This window comes from Actinomadura sp. KC06 (assembly GCF_004348735.1).
Taxonomy (GTDB): Bacteria; Actinomycetota; Actinomycetes; order Streptosporangiales; family Streptosporangiaceae; genus Spirillospora.
The window spans coordinates 14,291-37,745 of the sequence record NZ_SMKT01000026.1; the positions used below are offsets into that span (position 1 = coordinate 14,291).

Annotated in this window: 20 protein-coding genes; 8 read left to right on the plus strand and 12 right to left on the minus strand. The window is 70.2% G+C overall.

Going from position 1 to position 23,455, the window contains the following annotated elements; all coding sequences use genetic code 11:
* The first annotated feature begins 98 nt into the window (after positions 1–98).
* Positions 99–2,918, plus strand: coding sequence for a vitamin B12-dependent ribonucleotide reductase (locus E1287_RS11335; RefSeq protein WP_131964841.1), 2,820 nt, complete (start codon positions 99–101; stop codon positions 2,916–2,918).
* 81 nt (positions 2,919–2,999) lie between these two features.
* Here the strand turns inward: E1287_RS11335 and E1287_RS45555 are convergent, their stop codons facing one another.
* Positions 3,000–3,713, minus strand: coding sequence for a DoxX family protein (locus E1287_RS45555; RefSeq protein WP_131964842.1), 714 nt, complete (start codon positions 3,711–3,713; stop codon positions 3,000–3,002).
* A 117-nt stretch (positions 3,714–3,830) separates the two neighbouring features.
* On the minus strand, positions 3,831–4,628 hold the full coding sequence (locus E1287_RS11345) for a serine hydrolase (protein WP_165968965.1): 798 nt from the start codon (positions 4,626–4,628) through the stop codon (positions 3,831–3,833).
* Positions 4,629–4,869: 241 nt separating this feature from the next.
* Between E1287_RS11345 and E1287_RS11350 the strand changes: the two genes are divergently transcribed.
* Positions 4,870–5,328, plus strand: coding sequence for an OsmC family protein (locus tag E1287_RS11350; protein ID WP_131964844.1), 459 nt, complete (start codon positions 4,870–4,872; stop codon positions 5,326–5,328).
* A gap of 19 nt (positions 5,329–5,347) precedes the next feature.
* Here E1287_RS11350 and E1287_RS11355 read toward each other — a convergent pair whose 3' ends face one another.
* The gene (locus tag E1287_RS11355; RefSeq protein WP_131964845.1) at positions 5,348–6,316 is read right to left on the minus strand and encodes a pirin family protein; all 969 of its coding nucleotides are present in this window, start codon (positions 6,314–6,316) and stop codon (positions 5,348–5,350) included.
* 106 nt (positions 6,317–6,422) lie between these two features.
* Here E1287_RS11355 and E1287_RS11360 point away from each other — a divergent pair, with 106 nt between their 5' ends.
* From E1287_RS11360 to E1287_RS11370, 3 genes are all read left to right on the plus strand, one after another.
* The gene (locus E1287_RS11360; protein WP_131964846.1) at positions 6,423–7,472 is read left to right on the plus strand and encodes a biotin/lipoate A/B protein ligase family protein; all 1,050 of its coding nucleotides are present in this window, start codon (positions 6,423–6,425) and stop codon (positions 7,470–7,472) included.
* 177 nt (positions 7,473–7,649) lie between these two features.
* Complete coding sequence (locus E1287_RS11365) at positions 7,650–9,062, plus strand: TerD family protein (RefSeq protein WP_131964847.1); 1,413 nt, start codon at positions 7,650–7,652, stop codon at positions 9,060–9,062.
* Positions 9,063–9,153: 91 nt separating this feature from the next.
* Positions 9,154–9,816 carry a nitroreductase family protein gene (locus tag E1287_RS11370; RefSeq protein ID WP_131964848.1) on the plus strand — a complete coding sequence of 221 codons (663 nt, stop codon included), beginning with the start codon at positions 9,154–9,156 and terminating at the stop codon, positions 9,814–9,816.
* A 45-nt stretch (positions 9,817–9,861) separates the two neighbouring features.
* Here E1287_RS11370 and E1287_RS11375 read toward each other — a convergent pair whose 3' ends face one another.
* Both E1287_RS11375 and E1287_RS11380 read right to left on the minus strand, forming a co-directional pair.
* Positions 9,862–10,494 carry an endonuclease gene (locus E1287_RS11375; protein ID WP_131964849.1) on the minus strand — a complete coding sequence of 211 codons (633 nt, stop codon included), beginning with the start codon at positions 10,492–10,494 and terminating at the stop codon, positions 9,862–9,864.
* A 74-nt stretch (positions 10,495–10,568) separates the two neighbouring features.
* Positions 10,569–11,243: a ribonuclease HII gene (locus E1287_RS11380; protein WP_243718872.1), complete on the minus strand. Its 675-nt coding sequence runs from the start codon at positions 11,241–11,243 to the stop codon at positions 10,569–10,571.
* Between the two features lie 267 nt (positions 11,244–11,510).
* Here E1287_RS11380 and E1287_RS11385 point away from each other — a divergent pair, with 267 nt between their 5' ends.
* The 3 genes from E1287_RS11385 to E1287_RS11395 are packed head-to-tail and all read left to right on the plus strand — an operon-like array spanning position 11,511 to position 16,065.
* Positions 11,511–14,132, plus strand: a complete 2,622-nt coding sequence (locus E1287_RS11385; protein ID WP_131964851.1) for an AAA family ATPase — start codon at positions 11,511–11,513, stop codon at positions 14,130–14,132.
* Between the two features lie 55 nt (positions 14,133–14,187).
* Positions 14,188–15,273, plus strand: a complete 1,086-nt coding sequence (locus tag E1287_RS11390; protein WP_131964852.1) for a winged helix DNA-binding domain-containing protein — start codon at positions 14,188–14,190, stop codon at positions 15,271–15,273.
* A gap of 57 nt (positions 15,274–15,330) precedes the next feature.
* Complete coding sequence (locus E1287_RS11395; RefSeq protein ID WP_131964853.1) at positions 15,331–16,065, plus strand: histidine phosphatase family protein; 735 nt, start codon at positions 15,331–15,333, stop codon at positions 16,063–16,065.
* Positions 16,066–16,075: 10 nt separating this feature from the next.
* On the opposite strand, the gene E1287_RS11400 is transcribed toward E1287_RS11395, so the two are convergent.
* From E1287_RS11400 to E1287_RS11430, 7 genes are all read right to left on the minus strand, one after another.
* Positions 16,076–16,924, minus strand: coding sequence for a biotin-dependent carboxyltransferase family protein (locus E1287_RS11400; RefSeq protein WP_131964854.1), 849 nt, complete (start codon positions 16,922–16,924; stop codon positions 16,076–16,078).
* Positions 16,925–16,937: 13 nt separating this feature from the next.
* Positions 16,938–17,552 (minus strand): 5-oxoprolinase subunit PxpB, encoded by a 615-nt coding sequence (pxpB, locus tag E1287_RS11405; RefSeq protein WP_131964855.1) that lies wholly within the window; start codon positions 17,550–17,552, stop codon positions 16,938–16,940.
* On the minus strand, positions 17,549–18,301 hold the full coding sequence (locus E1287_RS11410) for a 5-oxoprolinase subunit PxpA (RefSeq protein ID WP_131964856.1): 753 nt from the start codon (positions 18,299–18,301) through the stop codon (positions 17,549–17,551). Before E1287_RS11410 ends, pxpB begins: the two co-directional genes overlap by 4 nt.
* A gap of 29 nt (positions 18,302–18,330) precedes the next feature.
* A complete protein-coding gene (locus E1287_RS11415) occupies positions 18,331–18,699 on the minus strand; it encodes a hypothetical protein (RefSeq protein ID WP_131964857.1) in 369 nt (122 codons plus the stop codon).
* Positions 18,696–20,168: an SseB family protein gene (locus E1287_RS11420; RefSeq protein ID WP_131964858.1), complete on the minus strand. Its 1,473-nt coding sequence runs from the start codon at positions 20,166–20,168 to the stop codon at positions 18,696–18,698. Before E1287_RS11420 ends, E1287_RS11415 begins: the two co-directional genes overlap by 4 nt.
* Positions 20,169–20,233: 65 nt before the next feature.
* Positions 20,234–21,715, minus strand: a complete 1,482-nt coding sequence (locus E1287_RS11425) for an SseB family protein (RefSeq protein WP_243718868.1) — start codon at positions 21,713–21,715, stop codon at positions 20,234–20,236.
* 100 nt (positions 21,716–21,815) lie between these two features.
* Entirely contained in the window at positions 21,816–23,354 is a 1,539-nt protein-coding gene (locus E1287_RS11430; protein WP_165968966.1) for a hypothetical protein, read from the minus strand.
* Positions 23,355–23,455 lie beyond the last annotated feature (101 nt).

Here is a 23,455-nt window from a genome sequence, read left to right on the forward strand (position 1 = left end):
AGCACATGTAAGAGCGTTTCCGCGCAGGGCATGCCCTGTGCGGTGGCGGGGTTGTTCCTGAACAGGGCCCGGCGGGTGGGCCCGAGAGGGGGAAGGTCATGACGGAGACGGTGAGCGGCTCGGCGGCACGGCGCGGCAAGGGGGGCCGCAAAGGGCTGAAGGTCGAGCGCATTTTCACCACGCCCGGCGTGCATCCGTACGATGAGCTGCGCTGGGAACGTCGTGACGTCGTCATGACCAACTGGCGCGACGGCTCGGTCAACTTCGAGCAGCGCGGTGTCGAGTTCCCCGACTTCTGGTCGCTGAACGCCGTCAACATCGTCACGTCCAAGTACTTCCGCGGCGCGGTCGGCACGCCGCAGCGCGAATGGAGCCTGAAGCAACTGGTCGACCGTGTCGTCCGCATGTACACCGACACGGCGCTCAAGGAGGGCTATTTCGCCACCGAGCAGGACGCGGAGATCTTCGATCACGAACTGAAGTACGCGCTCGTCCACCAGCTCTTCAGCTTCAACTCGCCGGTCTGGTTCAACGTCGGCACCAAGTCGCCGCAGCAGGTTTCGGCGTGTTTCATCCTGTCGGTGGACGACACGATGGAGTCGATCCTCGACTGGTACAAGGAAGAGGGCGTCATCTTCAAGGGCGGGTCCGGCGCCGGCCTGAACCTGTCGCGCATCCGGTCCAGCAGGGAGCTGCTGTCGTCGGGCGGCACGGCGAGCGGTCCCGTCTCGTTCATGCGCGGGGCCGACGCGTCCGCCGGGACGATCAAGTCGGGCGGCGCGACGCGGCGGGCCGCGAAGATGGTCGTGCTGGACGTCGACCACCCCGACATCGGGGAGTTCATCGAGACCAAGGCGCGCGAGGAGAACAAGATCCGCGCGCTGCGGGACGCCGGGTTCGACATGGACCTCGGCGGCAAGGACATCGGCAGCGTCCAGTACCAGAACGCCAACAACTCCGTCCGGGTGTCGGACGAGTTCATGCACGCCGTCGAGTCGGACGGCGAGTTCGGCCTGCGCGCCCGGATGACCGGCGAGGTCGTCGACACCGTCAAGGCCAAGGACCTCTTCCGGCTGATGGCGAAGGCCGCCTGGGAGTGCGCCGACCCCGGCATCCAGTACGACGACACGATCAACGACTGGCACACCAACCCCGAGACCGGGCGCATCACCGCGAGCAACCCGTGCTCGGAGTACATGAGCCTCGACAACTCGTCCTGCAACCTCGCCAGCATCAACCTGCTGAAGTTCCTCACGGACGCGGGGACGTTCGACGTCCAGCGGTTCGTCAAGCTCACCGAGCTGATCATCACGGCGATGGACGTGTCGATCACCTTCGCCGACTTCCCGACGGAGAAGATCGCGGAGACGACCCGCGACTACCGGCAGCTCGGCATCGGCTACGCCAACCTCGGCGCGCTGCTGATGGCGTCCGGGCACGCCTACGACTCCGAGGGCGGACGGGCGCTCGCCGCGGCGATCACGTCGCTGATGACGGGCGTCGCCTACCGCCGCTCGGCGGAGATGGCTGGTGTCGTCGGCCCGTACGCGGGCTACGCGCGCAACGCCGAGGGGCACAAGCGCGTCATGCGCAAGCACGCCGCCGCCAACGACGGCATCCGCACGCTGGACGCGATCGACAAGGAGATCCACGCGGCCGCCGCCAAGCAGTGGCAGGAGTGCCTGAAGCTCGGCGAGAAGCACGGCTACCGCAACGCCCAGTCCTCGCTCCTCGCGCCGACGGGGACGATCGGGCTGATGATGGACTGCGACACCACCGGTATCGAGCCGGACCTCGCGCTGATGAAGTTCAAGAAGCTCGTCGGCGGCGGGTCCATGCAGATCGTCAACCAGACGGTGCCGCGCGCGCTGGAGAAGCTCGGCTACCAGCAGGAGCAGATCGAGGCGATCGTCGAGTACATCGCCGAGCACGGCCACGTCATGGACGCCCCCGGCCTGCGCACCGAGCACTACGAGGTGTTCGACTGCGCGATGGGCGAGCGGGCGATCAGCCCGATGGGGCACGTCCGGATGATGGCGGCCGTCCAGCCGTTCCTGTCCGGCGCGATCTCCAAGACGGTGAACATGCCGGAGCAGGCCACCGTCGAGGACATCGAGAAGGTGTACTTCGAGGGGTGGCGGCTCGGCCTGAAGGCCCTGGCGATCTACCGCGACAACTGCAAGGTCGGCCAGCCGCTGTCGGCGGCAGGCAAGAAGGAGGAGGCCAAGGAGGCGCCGGCGGAGGCCGCCGGGGCGACGCGTCCGGTCCGCAGGCGGCTGCCGAAGCAGCGTCCGGCGACCGTCACGCGCTTCTCCGTCGCGGGCGCCGAGGGCTACATGACCGCTTCGTCCTACCCGGACGACGGCGTCGGCGAGGTGTTCCTCAAGCTCGGCAAGCAGGGCTCGACGCTCGCCGGCGTGATGGACGCGTTCTCCATGGCGATCTCCATCAGCCTGCAGTACGGCGTCCCGCTGGAGACGTGGGTGGAGAAGTTCACCAACATGCGGTTCGAGCCCGCCGGGATGACCGACGACCCCGACATCCGCATGGCCACCTCGGTGATGGACTACATCTTCCGCCGCCTGGCGCTGGACCACCTTCCGTTCGAGGAGCGGGCGGGTCTCGGCATCCTGACGGCGGACGAGCGCGCCATGCAGGCGAACGGGGAGGACCCCGCCGCCCTGCACTCCGAGGACGAGGTCGACCACGAGTCCCTGGCCCAGTCCGCCGCGATCGCCCGTCCCGCGCCGGTGGCGGCGGCGCCCGCGGGGGAGGCGCGGTCGTCCATGGAGGTCATCGAGTCGCGCCAGGGACGCACCGCGGACGCGCCGCTCTGCCTCACCTGCGGCACGAAGATGCGCCCGGCGGGCAGCTGCTACGTCTGCGAGGGCTGCGGCTCCACCAGCGGCTGCAGCTGATCACTGAGGCGGGCGGCTTGTGGCACCCGCGTTGAGCCGTCCCCCGCCCGCCGCGCACCCGGCGGGCGGGGGATTCGTTCGTCAGGTCGCGTCGTTCTTGTCGTCGGCCGGGGCGGTCTCGGCGGTTTCGGCCGGGCGGGCGCCGCGGGCGCGGTGCTTGCGCGCCGCCTTGCGGGGGCCGGCGACGAGCAGGTCATCCTCGGAGCCCTCGGCTGCGGAGGGTTCGGCGGACGCCTCGGCGGGCGGCGGGTTCTTCGCCGATCGCCGGGCCCGGTGCTTCCGGGGCTGCTTCATCGTCTCGGACTGGGTTTCGGCCTGGCGGAGCGATTTCACGAAGCTCGCCGCGTCTTCCTCGTCGTCGTCCGTACGGCGCAGCCGCTTCGTCACGATCCACTGGTCGAGGGTCAGCCGTCCGCCGGCGCCCGCGGCGAACAGCAGGCTCGCCAGGCCGAGGACGAGGACGAGTTCGTAGCCGTTCTCGACCGTCGTGCCGTCCACCAGGAACAGGCCCTCGCCCGCGTGGACGAACACGAACGCACCGACCATGTCCGCGAACAGCAGCAGGCCGGTGACCGGCAGGGCGAGCCCGGCGATCAGCGCGGCGCCGCCCAGCAGTTCGGCGAAGGCGGCATAGACGGCGGCGGCCGTCGGGAGCGGGACGCCGAGGTCGTCGAACGAGCGGCCCGTCGCGGTGATGCCCGCCTCGATCTTCTGCCAGCCGTGCGCCATGAACACGAGGCCCACGCCGAGCCGCGCGAGGACTGCCACGACGTCGTACAACGGTCGAGGACGCATGCCGTCGCTCCTTGGGTGCGGTGATCCCCGGTTCGATCGGAGAGTATGACGGCCTTCACGCGGATTCGGCGACCGGTGCAGGTGAGAGCAGGTGCCATGCGCCTCGGGAGCGGTGCGTCATCGTTCTGTCGGGGCGGTTTTGGTCAGCGCCTCGGTGACGGTTTCGGCGGTGTGCTCTATGGCTTCGATGCCGTCCTGCATCGTGGGGTGGCGTTCGGAGACGGCGGCGATGAGGTACCGGTGGCCTGCCTTCTGGACGATGCCGATGCTGGTGACCGTCCAGCGGCCGCCGTGGGCGTCGCGGGGCAGCCAGCCGTTCTTGATCTCGGCGTCGTCGCCCGCGGCGCTCACGCCCCATGCCTGGTCAGGCGCGACGTCCCGCATCAGGCGGCGGACGTAGCGGCGCGCGTCCGGGCCGAGGGGGCTGTCCGGCGAGACGAGCGCGGTGAGCAGCCGGATCTGGTCGGCGGCGCTCGTCGTTGTGGAACCCCACGCGCCGCCGGGGCCAGGGTCGATGTCGCGAAGGCCCAGTTCCTCATTGGCGGACGCTAGGCCGGCGGATCCGCCGATGGCGTGCCAGAGCGCGGTCGCGGCGGCATTGTCGCTCAGCGTGATCGCGCGCTCTGCCAAGCCTTTCTCGGCGGACGTGAGCGGACGTTCGCGGCGCTGCGCTTTGAGCAGCAGAGCCATGACGATATCGACCTTGACGATGCTGGCCGTCGCTGTTCGCAGGCCCTTCCCGTAGGTGTACGAGATGCCAGTGGTCAGGTCGCGTACCGAAAGCGACAGGCTGCCCGGACGGCCGTCGAGATAGTCACGGAGAGTTCGCGTGAGCGCTTCGCGTTGCGCGGCGGTGAACGTGGGCGTGGGCGTGAACGTGGGCGTGGGCCTCTTTCGCGGAATGGGCGTCGTCACCGCAATCGTAGGGACGGGTGCGGGCTCGTACACGAATGTCGAAGAACCGGCCACGAGCACGGCGGCCGCCGAGAGCAGGACGGCGAAAAGGAGCCCTGCGCGTCTCCTGGCGATGACGGGTAGCCGTGCGCGTCTCATGGGTGCGGTCGTGCGGCCTTGGACTGCATGATCGCGAGTGTCGTGAGAGCGCCGTTACCTTTGTGTTAGCCATCCGCCGCCTGCGAGGGAGAGTGAGCCGAGAGTGAAGAGCCACCAGTACGAGGTGTCGGTGACCTGGACGGGCAACACCGGGACGGGGACGAGTTCCTACCGTGCCTATGAGCGGGCCCATGACGTGCGTGCGCATGGCAAACCGCTGATCCAGGGCAGCGCCGATCCGAGTTTCCGCGGCGACCCCGCGCGGTGGAATCCGGAGGAATTGCTCGTCGCGTCCCTCTCGGAATGCCACATGCTGTGGTTCCTGCATTTGTGCGCCGTCGAGAAGATCGTGGTCACCGCGTACGAGGACACCCCGCTCGGCACCATGGTCGAGACCGCGGACGGCGGCGGACGGTTCGAGGAGGTCGTCCTCCGTCCCCGGGCGACGCTGGCCGATCCCGGGCAGGCCGCCCGCGCCGCCGAATTGCATCACCGGGCGAACGAGTTGTGCTTCATCGCGAACTCGGTGAATTTCCCGGTCCGCCACGAACCGAGTTTCTAGCGCCCGCCGGTGGTGACGGTCAGCGGGTGCGGCCGCGGGGCTTGAGGGGAGTGGCGGGCAGGGCCGGCGCCGGGATGGGCGGCCCGTCGTAGCCGCGGACCACGCCGAAACGGTCGCCCGCCATCCAGTCCTGGCGCGCCCGGCCGATCTCGTCGCCCGTCCGGGCGACGAAGTTCCACCACATCACGAGCTTCTCCTCGAACGGCTCGCCGCCCAGCAGCACGAGCCCGCCGGCGCCGTCGGCCGCCCTCAGCGGCAGCTCGCGGCGGCCGCACCCGAGGTACAGCATCGAGCCGGGTTCCACCCGCAATCCGTCGATCTCCGTTATGCCGGTCATCGTGAGCGCGGCGTACTCGAAGTCGGGCTCGACCGGCAGCCGCGCTTCGGCGCCGTCCGCCAGGGTGATGTCCGCGCCCATGATCGGTGTGAAGGCCGTGCCGGGCGAGGCGGCTCCGTCCAGTTCCCCCAGGATGACGGTCGCTCCGAAGCCGGGTTTCTGCACGACGGGTAGGTCGGCGTGGTGCTCGAAGGCGGGATCGGTGTGCCGGTGGGTGTCCGGCAAAGCCACCCACAGCTGGGCGCCGTGCAGGATGGCCGGATGGTCGCGCGGTGACTCCTCCGAATGCGCGATGGCCCGTCCCGCCGTCATCAGCCCGAGTTCCCTAGGACGGACGGTCTGCAGGCTGCCCAGGCTGTCGCGGTGCAGTACTTCGCCGTCGTGCAGCCAGCTCACCGTCTGCAGCCCGATGTGCGGATGCGGCGGCACCTGCATGCCCGGCTCGTCGGTGATGTCGTCCGGGCCGTAGTGGTCGACGAAGCACCAGGCGCCCACCATCCGCCGTCCGAGGCTGGGCAGCAGCCGCCGGACGACCGTGCTCTCACCGAGCGGCACACGTCGCGGGGGCAGGAGTTCATGCACGGGACGGCCTGGCACGTCGTCGCGTCCACCGCACTCGACCGGCTTCGGCCTTACGTCGAGATTGCTCACCGGCACCGTCCTTCCCACGACCGCCACCCGTAACGATTCCCAGGGGCCCGTCCGCCAAGCCGAACGGCGGAATCAGCGGTAGGACGGCGGGGTTCGACTGTATGTGATGCACGGTGAGTACAAGGTCCCCGGTGGCAAGCTCGTCGTCGCCGACGTGGACGTCGTGGACGGGCTGTTGCGCGAGCCGAGGATCAGCGGCGATTTCTTCCTGGAACCGGACCGCGCACTGGAGGCAATCAACGCCGTCCTGGACGGCCTCCCCGCCGGGCTCGACGCGAAGGCGATGGGCGCGCGCGTGGAAGCCGGGCTACCGCAAGGCACGGTGATGCTGGGAATCACTGCGGAGGCCGTAGGAATCGCTGTGCGGCGCGCTGTCGCGCGCGCGTCCGACTGGCGCGACCACGACTGGCGGCTGATCCATGAGCCGCCTCAGGAACCGGCCCTGCACATGGCGCTCGACCAGGTCCTCGCCGAGGAGGTCGGCGCGGGACGGCGTCCGCCGACGCTGCGGGTGTGGGAATGGGCGTCGCCCGCGGTGGTCATCGGCAGTTTCCAGTCGCTGCGCAACGAGGTCGACGCCGAGGCGGCGGAGCGGCACGGGGTGGACGTGGTGCGCCGCATCAGCGGCGGCGGCGCGATGTTCATCGAACCGGGCAACACGATCACCTATTCGCTGTACGCGCCGGAGACGCTGGTGGCGGGCATGTCGTTCGCGGAGAGCTACGCGTTCCTGGACGACTGGGTGCTGGGCGCGCTCGGCGGGCTCGGGATCAAGGCGTGGTACCAGCCGCTGAACGACATCGCGTCCGACCAGGGCAAGATCGCGGGTGCGGCGCAGAAGCGGCTCGCCGCCGGGGCGGTCCTGCACCACGTGACCATGGCGTACGACATCGACGCGGAGAAGATGCTGCGGGTGCTGCGGATCGGCCGGGAGAAGATCTCCGACAAGGGGATCGCCAGCGCGGTCAAGCGCGTCGACCCGCTGCGCCGCCAGACCGGCCTGCCCCGGGAGGAGATCATCGACCGCATGATCGGGCACTTCCGGACCCGGTACGGCCTGGTCGGCGATCAGGTGAGCGAGGACGAGCTGCGGCTCGCCCGCAAGTACGTCACGGACAAGTTCAGCACGCCGGAATGGACGGCCCGCGTCCCCTGACGCATTCGTGCCACACACCCCCCGGAACGGCCAAGGTTCACGGCGAACAGGCTGCCGAAACGCAGTCGACGGCCAGGCCGGAACTCCCCGACGATTCGGCGCGTCCCTCAATTGCAGGTCGCGAGGCCGCGCGACGGCCCGTAGGTTGAGGACATCGATCGATGATGAGGAGCGTTCATGTCGTTGCAGAAGGGCGCCAACACCGCGGTGCCGGTTCCCTCGGTCCGGGTCGAGCTCGGCTGGCAGAGTGGTCCTGGCGTGCCCGACGCGGATGCGTCCGCGCTCCTGCTCGCGGACACGGGACGGGTGCGTTCGGACGACGATTTCGTCTTCTACAACCAGCCCGCGCACAAGTCGGGAGCGGTCCGCCACGACGGCAAACAGCAGGGGCCGACCGTCCTGGACGTCCTGTCGATCGACCTGGACCGCGTGGAGCCCGCCATCGACAGGATCGTCGTCGCGGCGTCCTCGGACGGAGGCGCGTTCGGCAAGTTCCAGGGGCTGTACGTGCGCGTGGTCGACGCGGCGGCTGGGACGGAGGTCGCGCGGTTCAACAGCGAGGGCGCCACTACCGAGACGGCGTTCGTGCTAGGCGAGCTGTACCGGAGGCAGGGCGCGTGGAAGTTCCGTGCCGTCGGCCAGGGGTACGACTCTGGCCTCGCCGGCCTTGCGACCGATTTCGGGATTTCGGTGGAGGACGAGCCCAGTAAGGCCGCGGCTCCGCCGCCTCCCGCCCCGCCCGCTCCTCCGGCTCCTCCTGCGCCGCCGCAGCCGCAGACGGCGCCTCCGCCGCCTCCCGGCGGCCAGTACGCACCCCCACCGCCGCCACCGCCGCCAGGGGGCCAGTACACGCCGCCTGCGCCTCCGCCACCGCCGCCTGGCGGTCAGTACGTGCCGCCCCCGCCGCCCCAGCAGCAGGCGCAACCCCAGCAGGCGCAACCCCAGCCTCAGCAGGGCGGCGGCACTATTTCGCTGACCAAGAACTCTCCGTCGGTGTCGCTCACCAAGCACGGCGCGACGTCCGGGTACATGCGGGTGAACCTGAACTGGACCGCGCGGGCGGGCGTCGCCAAGGGACGGCTCGGCAAGCTCCGCCGCGGCGTCGACCTCGACCTGGACCTGTGCTGCCTCTGGGAGCTCCGGGACGGCCGCAAGGGGATCATCCACGCGCTCGGCGACATGGGCGCCCTGGACCGCCCGCCCTACATCAAGCTCGACAAGGACGACCGGACAGGAGCGGTCGAGTCGGGTGAGAACCTTCACATCAACCTCGACCACACCGCGGACTTCAAGCGGATCCTGGTGTTCGCCGAGATCTACGACGGCGCCGAGGACTTCCGCGGCCTGGACGCGATCGCCACGCTGTTCCCGGTGGGCGCGTCGCCGATCGACATGCGGATGGACGACTGCGTCGACGCGTCCCGCGACGCCGTCCTCGCGCTCATCGAGAACGTGAACGGCGAACTGGTCGTCCGCAGGGAGGGCCGGTTCATCCTGCCGCCTCCCGGACGTCCGCGCTGGGGGAAGATGTCGGTCGACCAGGCGTACGGCTGGAACCTGGAATGGGTCGCCTCACGCGGCAAGGACTGAACGACCCCGTCGCGCATTACTGGGAAGGGTCCGGAACGTTGGCTGATGCTGCCGATTGTCCCGGGCCCGGCGCCAAGGGTAGGAACGTCGCATGAGCTCTGAGCGGCAGTACCCCGTCGTCCCAGCACCCCGTTTCGACGTTCCGCAGGAGGAGGCGGTCGAGCGCGTCCAGGCGTTCGCCGACAGGATGACGCTGCGGCGCACCGTGCGCGACTTCTCCAGCCGTCCAGTGCCACCGGACGTCATCGAGCACGCGATCCGTGCGGCGGCGACCGCCCCGAGCGGGGCCAACCTTCAGCCCTGGCGGTTCGTGGTCGTCACCGACCCCGAACGCAAGCGGAGGCTCAGGAAGGCCGCAGAGCAGGAGGAGCGGGAGTTCTACGAGCGGCGCGCCTCGCAGGAGTGGCTCGAAGCGCTGGCGCCGTTGGGCACCGACTGGCGCAAGCCGTTCCTGGAGGACGCCCCAGCGGTCATCATCGTCTTCGAGGTGCACAAGGGTCCGGAGACCCCGCGGCCTTACTACGTGAAGGAGTCGGTGGGCATCGCCGTAGGGTTCCTCCTGGCCGGACTGCACCAGGCGGGTCTGGCGACCCTCACGCACACGCCGAGCCCCATGAAGTTCCTGAACGAGGTGTGCGACCGTCCGCCGGAGGAACGCGCGTACGTGGTGATCCCGGTCGGCTACCCGGCGGACGACGCGATGGTCCCCGACATCACCCGCAAGCCGGTCGACGAGGTCATCGTCGAGCTGTGACCCTCCGCGCGTCGCGACCCCTCCGGCGGTGACCCTCCGCGCGGCTCACGCGGCCTTCACCGCGTCGGCGAGCTTCTTGTCGCGGGCCACCCGCACGAGTGCCGCGCTGAGCCGCGCGAGGTCCTTGTCGGGCACCTTGGAGGCGAGCTCGCCGGCGTCGGTGGGCAGGCCGAGCCGTTCGGCGCCCTTCCGCACCTGGCCGTCGATGTAGGGGCGCAGCCAGGGCCAGATGGACTGGGCCTCACGGCAGAAGATGTCCACGCCCGTGGGGCCGATGCCGGGGAACTCCTGGAGCAGTTCGGCCGCCTTCCGCGGATCGCGTCCGGCCTCGATGGCGAGCCGCCGCAGATCGCCCTGGTACTTGTCCTGGACGATCTCGGCGGTGTCGCCGAGGCGGGACGCGGTGCTCTCGTCGTAGCGGACGTAGTGGCCGCGGCCCAGCGCGTCGACGCGTTCCTGCCAGGTCAGCTTGCTCATCCCGCGCGGTGTCCCGCCGCCCGCCTCGAACAGTTCGCGGGCCGCCGCCATGGCGATGTCGGACGAGATGCGCGCGCTCAGCAGGTTGGCCAGGACGAGCAGCTTGAAAAGCGCGGCCGGCTGGTCCTTCAGCGGTATGCCGGCCTCTTCGGCGAACGTTTCGCCGGACTCGTGCAGCAGCTTCTTCACGACGGTGTCCATGGCATGTACCTCCTGTCGTGGCCCGCCCTACCCGAGTCGGCGAGGATGACTCATGCCCGGACGCCGGGCAGGGGTTACAGAAGGCTGAGCTGCCCTTCTCCTGCGAGCGGGTCACGGTGCTTCTTGAGATGCCGCCAGCGTGGAAGGTCGTCCAGATAGGACCACGACAGCCGGTGATGCGGCGTCGGCCCCGACTCCTCGAGAGTCTTCTGGTGGGCAGGCGATGGATAACCCGCACTGTCCGCGAATCCGTATCCGGGGAATTCCGCGTCGAGCTCTGCCATCAACCGGTCACGGTGAACCTTCGCCAAGACGGAGGCGGCCGCGACGGTGACGGACCTCTGGTCGGCCTTGACTTCGCAGCGCACTCGCCAGGGTCGGCTTAGGAAATCGTGCTTGCCGTCCAGGATGACCACGTCGGGCGGGACGGGCAGCGACTCCAGCGCGCGGATCGCTGCACGCCGCAACGCCTTGGTCATGCCGACCTCGTCGATCTCCTCGGGACTGGACGCGCCGATGGCGTGGCCTGCGAGCCAACCCGGCAGCACCTCGGCGAACGACTCGCGGTGGGCTTCGGTGAGGAGCTTGGAGTCGGTGAGGCTGACCGTCCTCTTGCCGCGCCCACGGAGGACCGGCGGCGGCGTCAGGTCGGTGACCGCCGCGCACACCACGACTGGGCCCGCCCAGGCGCCGCGTCCCACCTCGTCCACTCCGGCGATCGTGGCGGGACGGCGGCTCCCGGACGACATGGCCCGGAGCTCGTCCTCGATCTCGTAGCCCGCGACACGCGAGATCTCCTTGGCGGCGGCAGGGCCCGGGTCCAGTCCGGGCAGGGCGTGCGTGGGGTCGGTCGGCATGCGCCCATCATCGCAGCGGCCGTCCACTTCCGGACACTACAAATGGGCTGGTCTCGGGACGGAGGTCTTGCCTGTTCCGCACCAGGCAGGCGTACCGGAGCCAACGAACAGGGCGCGGGGAGTCCCGTTCCGGGCGGTCCTGCGCTTTACTCGCTTCTGATGGCTTTGTTCGGCAGGTCCCGCTCCCGCCCGGCGAAGGATGCCGCCGCGCGGGATCTCTTCGAGCGCCTGCGATGGCGCTACTTCCAGGTCACCCCGGGCGTGAGGTTCCTGGGCGGGCTGCTGCTCATCGCTCTGGTCGTGTCCGCCACGGTGGTGCTGGAAGGGCCTCTCCTTGCCGCCGCGGCGTTCTCGGTGATCCTGCTCATCGTCGTCCATCTGACGCTGCGTTCGCCCACGGGCATGGCGGTCGTCGCGGTGGTCGTGGCCTGGCTCGCGTTGTCGGTGCCCCTGGGAAGCCTCTACCCGGACGAAGGGCACCCGTCGTACCTGAGCCCCGCACTGCTCCTGGCCTTGCTCGCACTCCCGGTGGCGTTCGTCGCGTTCAGGCTGCGCGGTTACACGCCGTGGCGTTCCGCGCTCCTCACGCTGAGCGCAGCGGGCGTGGTGACCGCAGCCCTTGCGCATCCACTCCCGGAGGCGAGTGTGGCGCCCGGCTGGGTCACGGCCCTGGCTTTCCTCGCCTATCGCTGGGACCAGGCGCGGCGCACTGTGCCCGCCGAGGCGTACGAGACGGGCTGGGTCCAGGAACAGGCAGGCCCGAAAGGGGACGGCAACGCCGGGCCGCGCAAGAACCCGTCCGGCAGCGACAGGCGTGAACGCCCAGACCGGATCGACAAACACGACAGGCCCGAACGGTTCGACAAGGGCGACAGACCGGGTCGGCCTGGCAGATCCGATAGGCGTGTCCCAGACGACGAAGAAGCGGGCGTCTCAGCGGCCGTGCACGCGGGCCATGACCAGCGTGCCGCTGCGCAGGCGGCCGACACGGCAGTCGCCGCGGAGCGCGCGAACCCGACGGAGACCCGCAAGGAAAGGGCTCCGGAGATCTCTGTGGCAGAAGCGCTCGCCGAGTTGGAGAACATGATCGGGCTTGAGCCGGTCAAACGGCAGGTCCGCTCCATCGCCGCGTCCATCGAGGCCGCGCACATGCGCGCCGCCGCCGGGGTGCCGACGGAGAAGCCGATGCGGCACTTCGTGTTCGTCGGGCCGCCCGGGACGGGCAAGACCACCGTGGCGCGCGTCCTGGCCAAGATCTTCTATGCCTTCGGGCTGCTGCCTGAGCCGGCCCTGGTCGAGGCGCACCGGGCCGACCTCGTCGGTGAGTTCCTTGGTGCAACGGCCTTGAAGACCAACCGACTCGTTGACTCCGCGCTGGGCGGGGTCCTGTTTATCGATGAGGCGTACAGCCTCGCCAACTCTGCCGAGGGCCAGCCGGACCGGTTCGGTGACGAAGCGGTACAGACGCTCCTCAAGCGCGCGGAGGACGACCGCGACAACCTGGTCATCATCCTTGCGGGATACGACGCGCAGATGGCCGAATTCCTCGACTCCAACCCAGGGCTGGCCTCACGGTTCGGCACGCGCGTGCATTTCCCGTCGTATCGCCCTGCCGAACTGCTCCAGATCGCCGACTACCACACCGGCCTCCGTGACGACCGGCTCGATCCGGAGGCGCGGAGGCGGCTAGCCGCACGGTTCGAAGAAGTCGAACGACGCGGAATCGTCGACGAACTGGGCAACGGACGGTTCGTCCGGTCCTTGACCGAGGCGGCGGCGCGCGCGCGGGACGTGCGTGTGGTCGACGCCGTATCCGCGTCCGCGGGCCCGGCGAACCCCAGCGCCGACGACCTGGTCACCCTGCGCGCCGAGGACGTCGAGGCCGCGTTCGCCGAGGTCACCGAGCGCTACCGCGGCTACGCCGAGACGCCGACGCTGGACGAGGCCCTCGGCTCGCTCGACGCGATGATCGGGCTGGAACCGGTGAAACGGCAGGTCCGCGAGATCGCCGCGCAGCTCCAGGTCGCCCGGATGCGCCAGGCGCAGGGCCTGGTCACCCGCCCGCCGACACGCCACTTCGTCTTCACCGGGCCGCCCGGCACCGGCAAGACGACCGTCGCGCGCGTGCTCGGCCGCATCTTCGCCGCGTCCGGGCTCCTCGCCCGTCCCGAAGTGGTCGAGGCGCAGCGGGCGGACCTCGTCGGCGAACATCTGGGCGCGACGGCGCTCAAGACGAACAAGGTGGTCGACTCCGCGCTCGGCGGTGTGCTGTTCGTCGACGAGGCGTACGCGCTGAGCAACCCTGGCTATACCGGTGGGGACGCGTTCGGAGCGGAGGCCGTGCAGACGCTGCTCAAGCGTGCCGAGGACGATCGCGACCGTCTCGTCATTGTCTTTGCGGGATACGAAGCCGAAATGGACCGCTTCCTGTCGTCCAACCCTGGGCTGGCCTCACGATTCGACGTCCGCGTCGACTTCCCCTCCTACGGGCCGGACGAACTGCTCCGCATCGCCCAGCTCATCGCCGAAGAAGGCGGTGACCAGTGGGAGGAACGCGCTCTCGACGACCTCGCCCTGGTATTCCAGCGTGCGTGCGGGTCGGGCCGTATAGACGAGCTGGGCAACGGCCGTTTCGCCCGCTCCATGTACGAGAAGGCGAGCGCACGCCGGGCGCTGCGGGCCGCACGTCTGGGTGACGCCGCGACCACAGCCGACCTCACGGTCCTCACCACTGAGGACGTCCGCGACGCATTCGCCGAACTGACCCACCGCCTGACCTGACCCGGAAGCGTGGGTGCCGTGCCACCCTGTCCCGGGCGTGCGCTGTAATCGGGGCATGACCTCGGTGACGTGGGCGCAGGTGCTGGCCTGGCGGATGCGGCGGCAATTCATCGAATCCGCCGGTGACGCGTCGGCGGTGCAGATAGCGCGGCGGCTGGCGGGTGTGCAGGCGCAGGTCGCCTCAGCGGCGGAATTTGCCGTCGCGGTACGGCAGTCGGCTCCGGTGACTGGCGCGGTGCAGCGGGCACTCCTGGACGAACGGACTCTCGTCAAGACCTGGGCCATGCGCGGAACCCTGCATCTGCTGCCCGTGGACGAGGCCGGTGCCTTTCTCGTCCTGTGCGCCGCCGTACGTAACTGGGAGAAACCCGTCTGGCAGCGGAATTTCGGGGCCACGCCCGCCGATCTGGAGGCGATCGCCGCAGCCGCTACCGGCGCGCTGGCCGACGGCGCGATCCTTACGCGCGAAGAACTGACCGCGGCCGTCGTCGAGGAAACCGGCTCAGGACATCTGGCCGAAGTGCTCGGCTCCGGGTGGGGGACCCTGCTCAAGCCACTGGCCTGGTGGGGCGTCCTCTGTCACGGGCCGTCGCAGGGCACCCGCGTGACGTTCGCGTCGCCGGAGTGGTGGCTGCCGGGCTGGACGGGCCTGCCGTCCGTAGAGGAGGCCGCGCGTACGGCCGTCCACGCGTACCTCGGTGCGCACGGGCCCGCGACCCCCGACATGTTCGACAACTGGCTGATGCGCAAGCTGAACCGCAAGAGGGACGTCAAGGCATGGTTCGCCGCAGCTGAGGATGGGCTCTCCACCATCGACGTGGACGGCGTGCAGATGTACGTCTTGGACGAGCACCGGGACGAGCTCCTGAACACTGCCCCGAGCACGTCCGTCCGGTTGCTCGGGGCCTTCGACCAGTACGTTCTAGGCGCTGGGACGAGCGCGGTCTACCTCATACCGGCGGAGCGCCGTAAGGAAGTGAGCCGCACGGGAGGCTGGATATCTCCCGTCGTCCTGTACGAGGGACGTGTCGCGGGCGTCTGGGAGGCGAAGGACGGCGACGTGGCCGTCACCGCCTTCGAGGACATTCCCGCGGCCCCGCTCAACGACGAACTGGCCCGGCTGGAAGCGCTGCTGTCCTGAAACTGCCGCGCGACCCGGATCGCAGCGGGCGCAGAGCGTTCATCTAGGGTGCCGACCATGGACGACCGCGACGACACGGCCGATCGGCGCGACGAGACCGATGGGCGGGACGAGCCGGTCGTGTACCGGCAGACGCGGTACAAGGCACCGGACGGCGCGGCCGAGATTCTGCTGATCCGGCACGGCGCCTCTGAGCCCGCCCATCCGGACCGGCCCTTCCCGCTCGTGGACGGCCAAGGCGATCCCGAACTCGCCCAGGAGGGACACGCACAGGCGGAGCAGGTCGGTGAGCGGCTCGCCGAAGAGAACCTCGACGCGATCTATGTGACGCCCCTGCGACGCACGTCCCAGACCGCGGCCCCACTGGCCCGTCGCCTGGGACTGGAGCCTCGCGTCGAGCCCGGCCTGCGCGAGGTATATCTCGGCGAATGGGAAGGCGGCCTGTTCCGGAAGATGGTCGCCGAAGGCGATCCGGTCGCGCAGCGCATGTTCGCCCAGGAGCGCTGGGACGTCATACCCGGAGCGGAAACCAACGAGGCATTCGCGGGACGGGTCGACGCCAGCCTCACCCGGCTCGCAGCGGCGCACACAGGAGGCCGGATCGCCGTGTTCACCCACGGCGGTGTGATCGCGCAGGCGCTCGCGGCCGCGACCGGGGCCAGGCCGTTCGCATTCCTCACCCCCGACAACGGGTCCATCTCGTCGCTGGTGAGGCTCGGTGACCTGTCGTCCATCCGCGGGTTCAACGACGTCTCCCACCTGGACTGGTCCGTAGCCGCGCCGTTGACATAGACGCCCGACGCTAGATGCGGAAGCGGAGACGCTGGCCCGGGCGCAATTGCGCTGCGTCGGCCACGTCGGCTGAGGCGAGCACGGCGACCACCGGGTAACCGCCGGTCGTCGGATGGTCGGCCAGGAAGATGATGGGCATTCCGCTGGGCGGCACCTGCAGCGAACCGGTGACCATGCCTTCGCTGCCGAGTTCGCCTTCGCGGACGCGGACCAGCGGCGGGCCATCAAGCCGTACGCCCACGCGGTTGCTGTCCGGCGACACGACGTACGCGGTGGACGTGAGCGTGGCCATCGCGTCCTCGGCGAACCAGTCGTCACGTGGGCCGGGCAGGATGCGCAGCACTGGAGTCTCAGGCAGGGACGGCGCGGGCGCGACGTCCACGGCGATTTCGCAGAAGCCTCTAGCGGACCCCACCGAAAGGAGGTCACCAGGCGACAGCGGTGCAGGGCCGAGCCCCGACAGCAGGTCGGTCGAGCGGCTCCCCAGAACCTCGTCTACAACGACCCCACCGCGCACGGCGAGATAACTGCGCAGCCCGGACGACGGCGTGCCGAACTCGACCAGCCCGCCGTCCGGGACATGGCACGGCGCGTTCGTCCCACACGCACGGCCGTTGACGCAGAGCGGCACTGGCGCTCCCGTGACCGCGATCCAGGCGTTCCTGTGGAAGCGCACGACGGCCCCACCGAGCGTGAGCTCCACGGCCGCCTCGCCCTCCGGGTTGCCGACGAGCCGGTTGGCCAGCCGGAAGGCGCGCTCGTCCGCGGCTCCGGACCGCGGCACGCCCAGGTGCGCGCGGCCCGGCCGCCCGAGGTCCTGGACGGTCGCCAGCGGCCCGGGCCGCACGATCTCGATCAACGCACGACCTCGATCACGATGGTTCCTCGGGCACGAAGCGGACGCGCGTCCCCGGCCTGAGCAGCGACGGAGGGTCGCGCGTCACGTCCCAGAGCCGCAGCCCGGAACGTCCGAGCAGGCGCCAGCCGCCCGGTGACCGGGACGGGTAGACGGCCGCGTACGGCCCCGCGATCGCCACCGAACCCGCCGGCACCGAGGTTCGCGGCGACTCCCGCCGCGCCACGTGCAGGGCAGGGTCGAGACCCGTCAGATAACCGAACCCGGGGGAGAACCCGAGATAGGCGACCGTGTACGAGGCGGAGGCGTGCCGGTGGACGACGTCGTCGCGGGACAGTCCGGTGAGCGCGGCGACCTCGTCCAGGTCCTCCCCGTCGTAGACGACGGGGATCTCCACCGGCTCCATGTCTCCCGCCGCATCCTCGGGTAGCCGAATTTGCGGAAGCCGTGTGGCGAGACGGTCCAGATCGGCCGACGGGTCGACTATCACCAGGACGGTCTGCTCCCCAGGGACGACGTCCACGACCCCTGGCGGCGGATCGTTCCGCAAGGCGGCGTTCAGGCGGTGCGCGGTCACGAGGTCGCCGGTCTCTACGAGCAGCGCCGCGTCACCGGCGCGCAGCACTCTCACGCGAACGGCTCCAGTGCGACCCCCGCCTCGGAGAGCGCCGACCGTACCGACCGGGCCAGTTCCACGGCGCCCGGAGTGTCGCCGTGTACGCACATGGAACGGGCGTCCAGCGCGACGTCTCCGCCGTCCACGGAAACGACAGTGCCTTCTACAGCCATCCTGACGGCGCGCTGGACGACGGCGTCCCGGTCATGCACGACGGCTCCCGGTTCACGGCGCGACACCAGCCGGCCAGACGGCGTGTAGGCCCGGTCAGCGAAACACTCGGCGACCACGATGAGCCCTTCGGCGACGTCGCGCACTGCGGAACCGGCCAGTGTCAGCAGTGGGAGCGAAGGATCGTACGCCCGTACCGCATCGGCCACCGCGCGGGCCTGGACATCGTCGCGCGCCACCCGGTTGTACAGCGCGCCGTGCGGTTTCACATAGGCCACGCGTCCGCCTTCCGTGCGCGCTATGCCGTCCAATGCCGCGATCTGGTACAGCACCTCGGCGGTCAGTTCCGGTGGGGCCACGTCCATCTCACGGCGTCCGAAACCGGCCAGATCCCGGTACGACACCTGCGCGCCTATCGTCACCCCGCGCTCGACGGCCGCCGCGCACACCCGACGCATGATGAGCGGATCGCCCGCGTGGAACCCGCACGCCACGTTCGCGCTCGTGATGACGTCGAGCAGGGCCAGGTCGTCGCCGAGCTCCCAGATGCCGAATCCCTCGCCTAGGTCGGCGTTGATGTCGATGACCGCCATGCCCAAGACCTACCACCGATCGTCGCGGTTCAGACGGCCTCCTCACGCACGTCCTCGACCTCGTGCCTGGACGCCCATGCCTGGTACACGCCACGGTCGAACAGCTCCAGCCCCAGCCGTTCCGCTACGGGTGCCTCACCGCCGCTGTACTCCACGCGTAGCCAGCCGTCGTGTTCGCCCAGAATCACGAACGGCACACCGTGCCAGGTGCAGTGCGTCGTGACATACCGCAGATGCTCCACGTCCGACAGCGACACCACCTGGACGTACCGATCCGGCGATATCCGCGTGAAACCGTCGGTGTGCTGCGCGGAGTAGAGCCGGACCAGGTCGCCGTCCGGATTCGCCTCGTACTCGGTGCCGCGCCAGGACGCGTAGAAGCCGTGCCGGACGCTCATCCCGGTCCTCCCGGGAGCTTCACGAGCCACCTGCGCAGATCGGCGTCGTAGGACGCCACCAGCGACTCCGTTCCGGCGGCGAGCCGGTACAGCCCGGCTCCGTGCGGCAGCCGCTGGCTCTCGATCTTGAACTCGGGGACGGCCGGGCCGCCGCCCGCCGCGCCGACCCGCCGGAACAGCGGCGGCTTCACCGCCGGCCAGCGGATCACGAAGACCTGCTCGTCGGCCGGGGTGAACGTCGAGCCCTGGTACACCAGCCCGAGCCCGCCGATCAGCGCCGCCGGGGTCGTCATCTCCGCGACGTCCTCGACCCGGTGCACGTACCCGGCGACCAGGTCGTAGCCGCCGTCCAGATAGTGCTGGACGTGCTCGGGCCGCACCGCCTTCTGCATGATCACGAGCTGTGGCGCGCTTGTGAGCGTCTCTGAGCCCTCGGGAACCCCGGACGGGGCCCGAGGTTCGGACGGCGCCGGAGAGGAGCTCTCCGGCGGGCTGGGAGCCGTCGGAGCGGCGCCGGAGCCGCTCGCCACGGTCGCGGCGCGGACGGGTTCGGCGTGGACAGATTCGGCGTGGACGGGTTCGGGGCGGACGGGTTCGGGGCGGCGAGGCCCGGCGCCGGGCTCCAAGAGCGCGTTCGCGTCCAGGTAGGCCGCGCTCGGCAGGCCCGGGTTGATCGCGAGCTGCCATTCCGGATGCGGCCAGCCGCGCGCCAGCTCCCTCAGGGACGCCTCTCGGTGGCGCGCGGCCTGCCCTTGCAGAGAGAGGTTCATCGCCTCAAGAGAGGTGAACGCCAGCACGAACGTGCCGTCGCCGAAGCGGGCCGTAGCGAACTGGTGGTCGGCGGCTCCGGCGTCCCCTGGGGCGGGCAGGTACAGGACAGCGCGTGCCAGCAGGTCCAGGTACCCGTGCTGGTCGCCGCGTTCACGCGCGTCCGCTAGGGCGGCCTCCAGATCGGAGCCGGGCGGGTCGGCGGGATCGCTCTCGGCCTCGGGAACGGCCAGCGGGATGCCGAGCCCCGGCAACGCCAGCGGACCACCGTCCGGCCCCGACCGGCTCGCCTGATAGACGAGTTCGAGCGGCGATTCGACGTGGTAGGCGTCGCGGAACGCACCGACCATCAGCCCGGCGAGGAGGGCGGACGTCTCCAGATGCTCCGCCGAGACCCGCTCGCCACGGTCACGGCGGTCGCGTCGGTCGCGGCGCTCGCGCAGGGTGAATTGCTGCCACCAGTTCTGGCGCTCTTCCTCGTCCGGCGGCTCCCAGCCGAGCGCCCTCAACCGCCGCTCCTGTCGCGGAGCCAGCGGACGGGGCAGGAACGCGCTCCCGACCGCCTCGGCGTCGAACAGCCCCTCGGACCTCATCGCCTGGACGTAGGGCAGCCCGCTCGGACCCTGCACGATGACGAACGACGTGACCGGCAGGCGTGAGAGCTCCAGCGTCAGCCGCTTGGCGAAGTCGTTCCAGTCCACAGGGGGTCCACTCTCACGTCCGTGGGGCGACGGAAATGTATTACCCGACGGTAGCCGAATGCGAGTCAGTCGGTCCGCGGTGCCGGAACGGCGTCGGCCTTCAGAGGCGCCCACACGCCGCCTACGGCGTCGTAGACCGCGAGCGGTGTCTCGTCGCCCTCACCGGCCGAGCGCCAGAGGCGGGTGCCATGGGGCGGACGCATCGGAATGCCGACGGGCTGCTGCGTGTCTGCGGCAGGCTTCCTGTTCGTCGGCGCGCCCAAGGGGAGTGCTGCGGCATTCTCCGCCTTGGCGTTCTCCGCTTCGACAGGCGCCGGTTCGGCGGGTTTCGGCGCGACGGCCTCGTCCGGGAAGTTCTCCCGCAGGGCGCTCTCCGGCCCGCCGGTGCCCGTCCCAAGCGCCGCCCGTAGTTCGGCAGTGGAATACGGGTCGATGGCGGTGTGGGAGTCTTCGTGCGGCCGGTTCACGGCAGGGGCCGAACCATTGGTCGCTGGGATCGAGCCACCGGCGACGGGGTTGGGCCCGGCGAGCGCGTTGGGATCGACCTTCCCGTACGGGTTGGGCACGTCCGGCGTTAGGGACGGCGTCGCGCCCGCTCCTCCGTCCATGCGGGAGATGACGGACGAGTCCAGAAGCACCTCACTGGGCAGCCCCCAGTTGATGGCCAGCCGCCAGGTCGGGTCAGGCCAGCCGGACGCCAGGCGTGCGAACGAGGTGCGCCGGTAGAGGCCGGGGTGCCGGTCGCCGGTACGGGCCAGAGCGCCGGGCGAGGTGAACACCGTGACGTAGGTGCTGCTGCCGATCGTGATGGTGGGGAACTCGGCGCGGTCGGGATCCTCCACCGCGGGCGCCGTCGCCGGGAGCACCAGGTCGGCGTTGGCCAGCAGGCTGAAGTACGCGGTGTTGTCGCCGTTCGCCTTGGCCTCGGCCAGGCGGATTTCAAGCAGATCGGTCTCCGCGCTTGGGCGGCCCTCCGGCGCCCCAGGGGTACCTCCTGGCAGCGCCCCGGCAGGCAGGGAACCCGCCTCGGAGAGCGGGTCGCCGGACGTGCTGCCGGACGAACCGCGGCGCTTGTTCACACGCGACGGGTCCGCGACGTCGATGCCGAAGTCGGTCAGCTCGATCAGCCCGGTGCCGTGCCGGTGGAACGACTCGTACACGAGGTCGGACGGCCGCCGGACGCCCTGGACGTCGCGCAGCGCGGTGACCATGACGTCGGCCAGCCGCGAAAAGTCGCCGGCGGTCACCGACCGCATCCCGCCGGGCGTGCCGAACCCCGGCAGCTCCGTCCACCAGTTGCGCGGGGCGGGGTCGGCGGGCGGGCGCCAGCCCGCGTCGCTCATGACCTCCTCGTCGGCCAGCGTGAGCAGCAGCGGCCCTTCGAGGAAGTTGTTGCTGACGGCCTCCGCGTAGAGCCGGTCGGGCTCGCGCATGGCCTGCACATAGTGCCGGCTCTCATCGCGCTCCCGCACGATGAGGATGGTGTCCCGTTCGAGACCCGCCAGCTCACGACCCAGCCGACGGGCGAACTCGGACCACTCCAACAAGATCACTCCCTACGACCGGAGGCCGGCCCCCCGGGCCCCCGCGAGACCATGCCCGAGAACCGATGATTACCTCCGGGGACGCCGCGTGCAAACCGGGAGTTCACTCCGGCGGGGGTTCGTGACGCAGCACATGCAGGGCCTCGCGGAGCGCCTCCGGGTCGTCCCCGCAGCGGTCCAGGACGTCGATGAGTTTGTGCAGGATCTCGTGGCGTTCGTAACCGATGTCGAGCAGTGATTGTGCGGTATCCCACAACTGCGGGGGCTCCCCGTCCCACAGACGTTCGGCAAGGCGTTCGTGCGCGTTCAGGTGTTCTTCGTCCGCGCCGGGGTGCTCGAACTCCAGGACGATGCGGCGGTCGTCGGGGTCGGCCGGATCCAGGGTCGACAGGTCGATGAAGCCGTGCCGTCCGGTGCGCCTGTGGGTGCCGGACAGGAACGGCAGGGCGAACGCCCGCCGTGGCAGCGCCTCAAGGTCGCCGTCGGGCAGCAACCGGCCGACCAGCTCACGGTCGAGACCGAACGCGGACGGGTCGCGGTAGGCCTCGGCGAACTTCGCGGTGGCGTCCCAGAGGGCGTCCAGCGTCGCCCTGATGCCCTCCTCGGGCAGCCCCGTGCGTTTGCCCGCCCACCGCACCCACGCCGCCAGCACGTGCGGGACGGCCTCCTGCTCGGTCGGGGACAGCAGGACCTTCCGCGGCAGCCAGTCGAGCAGGAACATCTCGCACTTGACGGGGCTCACCCGCAACGGCCGCCCGAAGTCGTGGGTGCAGCCGTAGTCGATGATGCGGTCGACGCACCGGCTCGCGGCGGAGCGGTCGGACAGGTCCTCGGCCTCGTCCGACGCAAGGAACCGCGCCGCGATCGTCGCTCGCCTGTCGCGCCCGTACACCGGAGGCTGGGGGAGGCGCCCGCCCGGCGGCAGGATGTCCACACGCGCGCGTACGAAGGCGTGGTAGGAGCCGAAGTTCTCGTTCACCGGCGGATCGTCGGTGTCGTCGGTGAGGTCCAGCGCGCTCTGCAGCAGTGCCCTTGCGTCCCGCGAGTCGACGGGCTCGAACCGCATCAGCGGATTGTCGCGGCCCTCGCGGCGGCAATGCTCCAAGAGCGTGTCGACCTTGGACGAGACCCAGGCGTCCCTGACCATCCCGGGCATCGGGGGCCGTCCGGCACGCGCGGCCCTGGCGAACGGGTCGCCGGCCGGCGGGACGGCCCCGGCCTTGTTGCGATCGACCAGGATGATCAGGGCGTGCCGTTCGGCGCCCCCGTACGTGTAGGTGCAGACGATGGAGTCCTGGTCGCCGTAGACGTCCCTGGACACGAAGCACTCCTCGGGAGCGACCATCCCCACCCGGTCGGCCCATCCCGGCCTGGCGACGCCGTTGCCCATCAGTTCGAGCGCCGCGCGTTCGGCCTTGGCGGCCTGGCGGGGAGTGCCCATGTAGGCCATTCCGATGAGCAGCGCCAGCGCGGCCGGGGTTCCCGCCGTTCCCGCGTAGTCGACCAGCGCCTCGCCGATGACCTCCTCGACGTCGCCCTCCGGCACCCGCTTCCCCCACCACGCGCCGAGGATCTCGCTGACGATGAGCTCGGCGTCCAAGGGGCTGCGCACGGCCAGCAGTTCGCGGGCGTGCTGCAGCATGCCGTCGAAGATCGCGGTGACCTCGTCGGGGGGTGTCGATCCCTCTCGGCCCGGTTCCCCGGAGGAACGGTGGCGGCGACGGGGATTCACCCTCCTAGCCT

Excerpts from the sequence above, each read along its gene's own strand:
- E1287_RS11390 (WP_131964852.1), top strand. The coding sequence starts at position 14,188 with ATGACCTCGGTGACGTGGGCGCAGGTGCTGGCCTGGCGGATGCGGCGG.
- E1287_RS11385 (WP_131964851.1), top strand. The coding sequence starts at position 11,511 with ATGGCTTTGTTCGGCAGGTCCCGCTCCCGCCCGGCGAAGGATGCCGCC.
- E1287_RS45555 (WP_131964842.1), bottom strand. The coding sequence starts at position 3,713 with ATGCGTCCTCGACCGTTGTACGACGTCGTGGCAGTCCTCGCGCGGCTC.
- E1287_RS11375 (WP_131964849.1), bottom strand. The coding sequence starts at position 10,494 with ATGGACACCGTCGTGAAGAAGCTGCTGCACGAGTCCGGCGAAACGTTC.
- E1287_RS11365 (WP_131964847.1), top strand. The coding sequence starts at position 7,650 with ATGTCGTTGCAGAAGGGCGCCAACACCGCGGTGCCGGTTCCCTCGGTC.
- E1287_RS11360 (WP_131964846.1), top strand. The coding sequence starts at position 6,423 with ATGCACGGTGAGTACAAGGTCCCCGGTGGCAAGCTCGTCGTCGCCGAC.
- E1287_RS11370 (WP_131964848.1), top strand. The coding sequence starts at position 9,154 with ATGAGCTCTGAGCGGCAGTACCCCGTCGTCCCAGCACCCCGTTTCGAC.
- E1287_RS11415 (WP_131964857.1), bottom strand. The coding sequence starts at position 18,699 with ATGAGCGTCCGGCACGGCTTCTACGCGTCCTGGCGCGGCACCGAGTAC.
- E1287_RS11335 (WP_131964841.1), top strand. The coding sequence starts at position 99 with ATGACGGAGACGGTGAGCGGCTCGGCGGCACGGCGCGGCAAGGGGGGC.
- E1287_RS11410 (WP_131964856.1), bottom strand. The coding sequence starts at position 18,301 with ATGGCGGTCATCGACATCAACGCCGACCTAGGCGAGGGATTCGGCATC.
- E1287_RS11395 (WP_131964853.1), top strand. The coding sequence starts at position 15,331 with ATGGACGACCGCGACGACACGGCCGATCGGCGCGACGAGACCGATGGG.
- E1287_RS11430 (WP_165968966.1), bottom strand. The coding sequence starts at position 23,354 with ATGCTGCAGCACGCCCGCGAACTGCTGGCCGTGCGCAGCCCCTTGGAC.
- E1287_RS11380 (WP_243718872.1), bottom strand. The coding sequence starts at position 11,243 with ATGTCGTCCGGGAGCCGCCGTCCCGCCACGATCGCCGGAGTGGACGAG.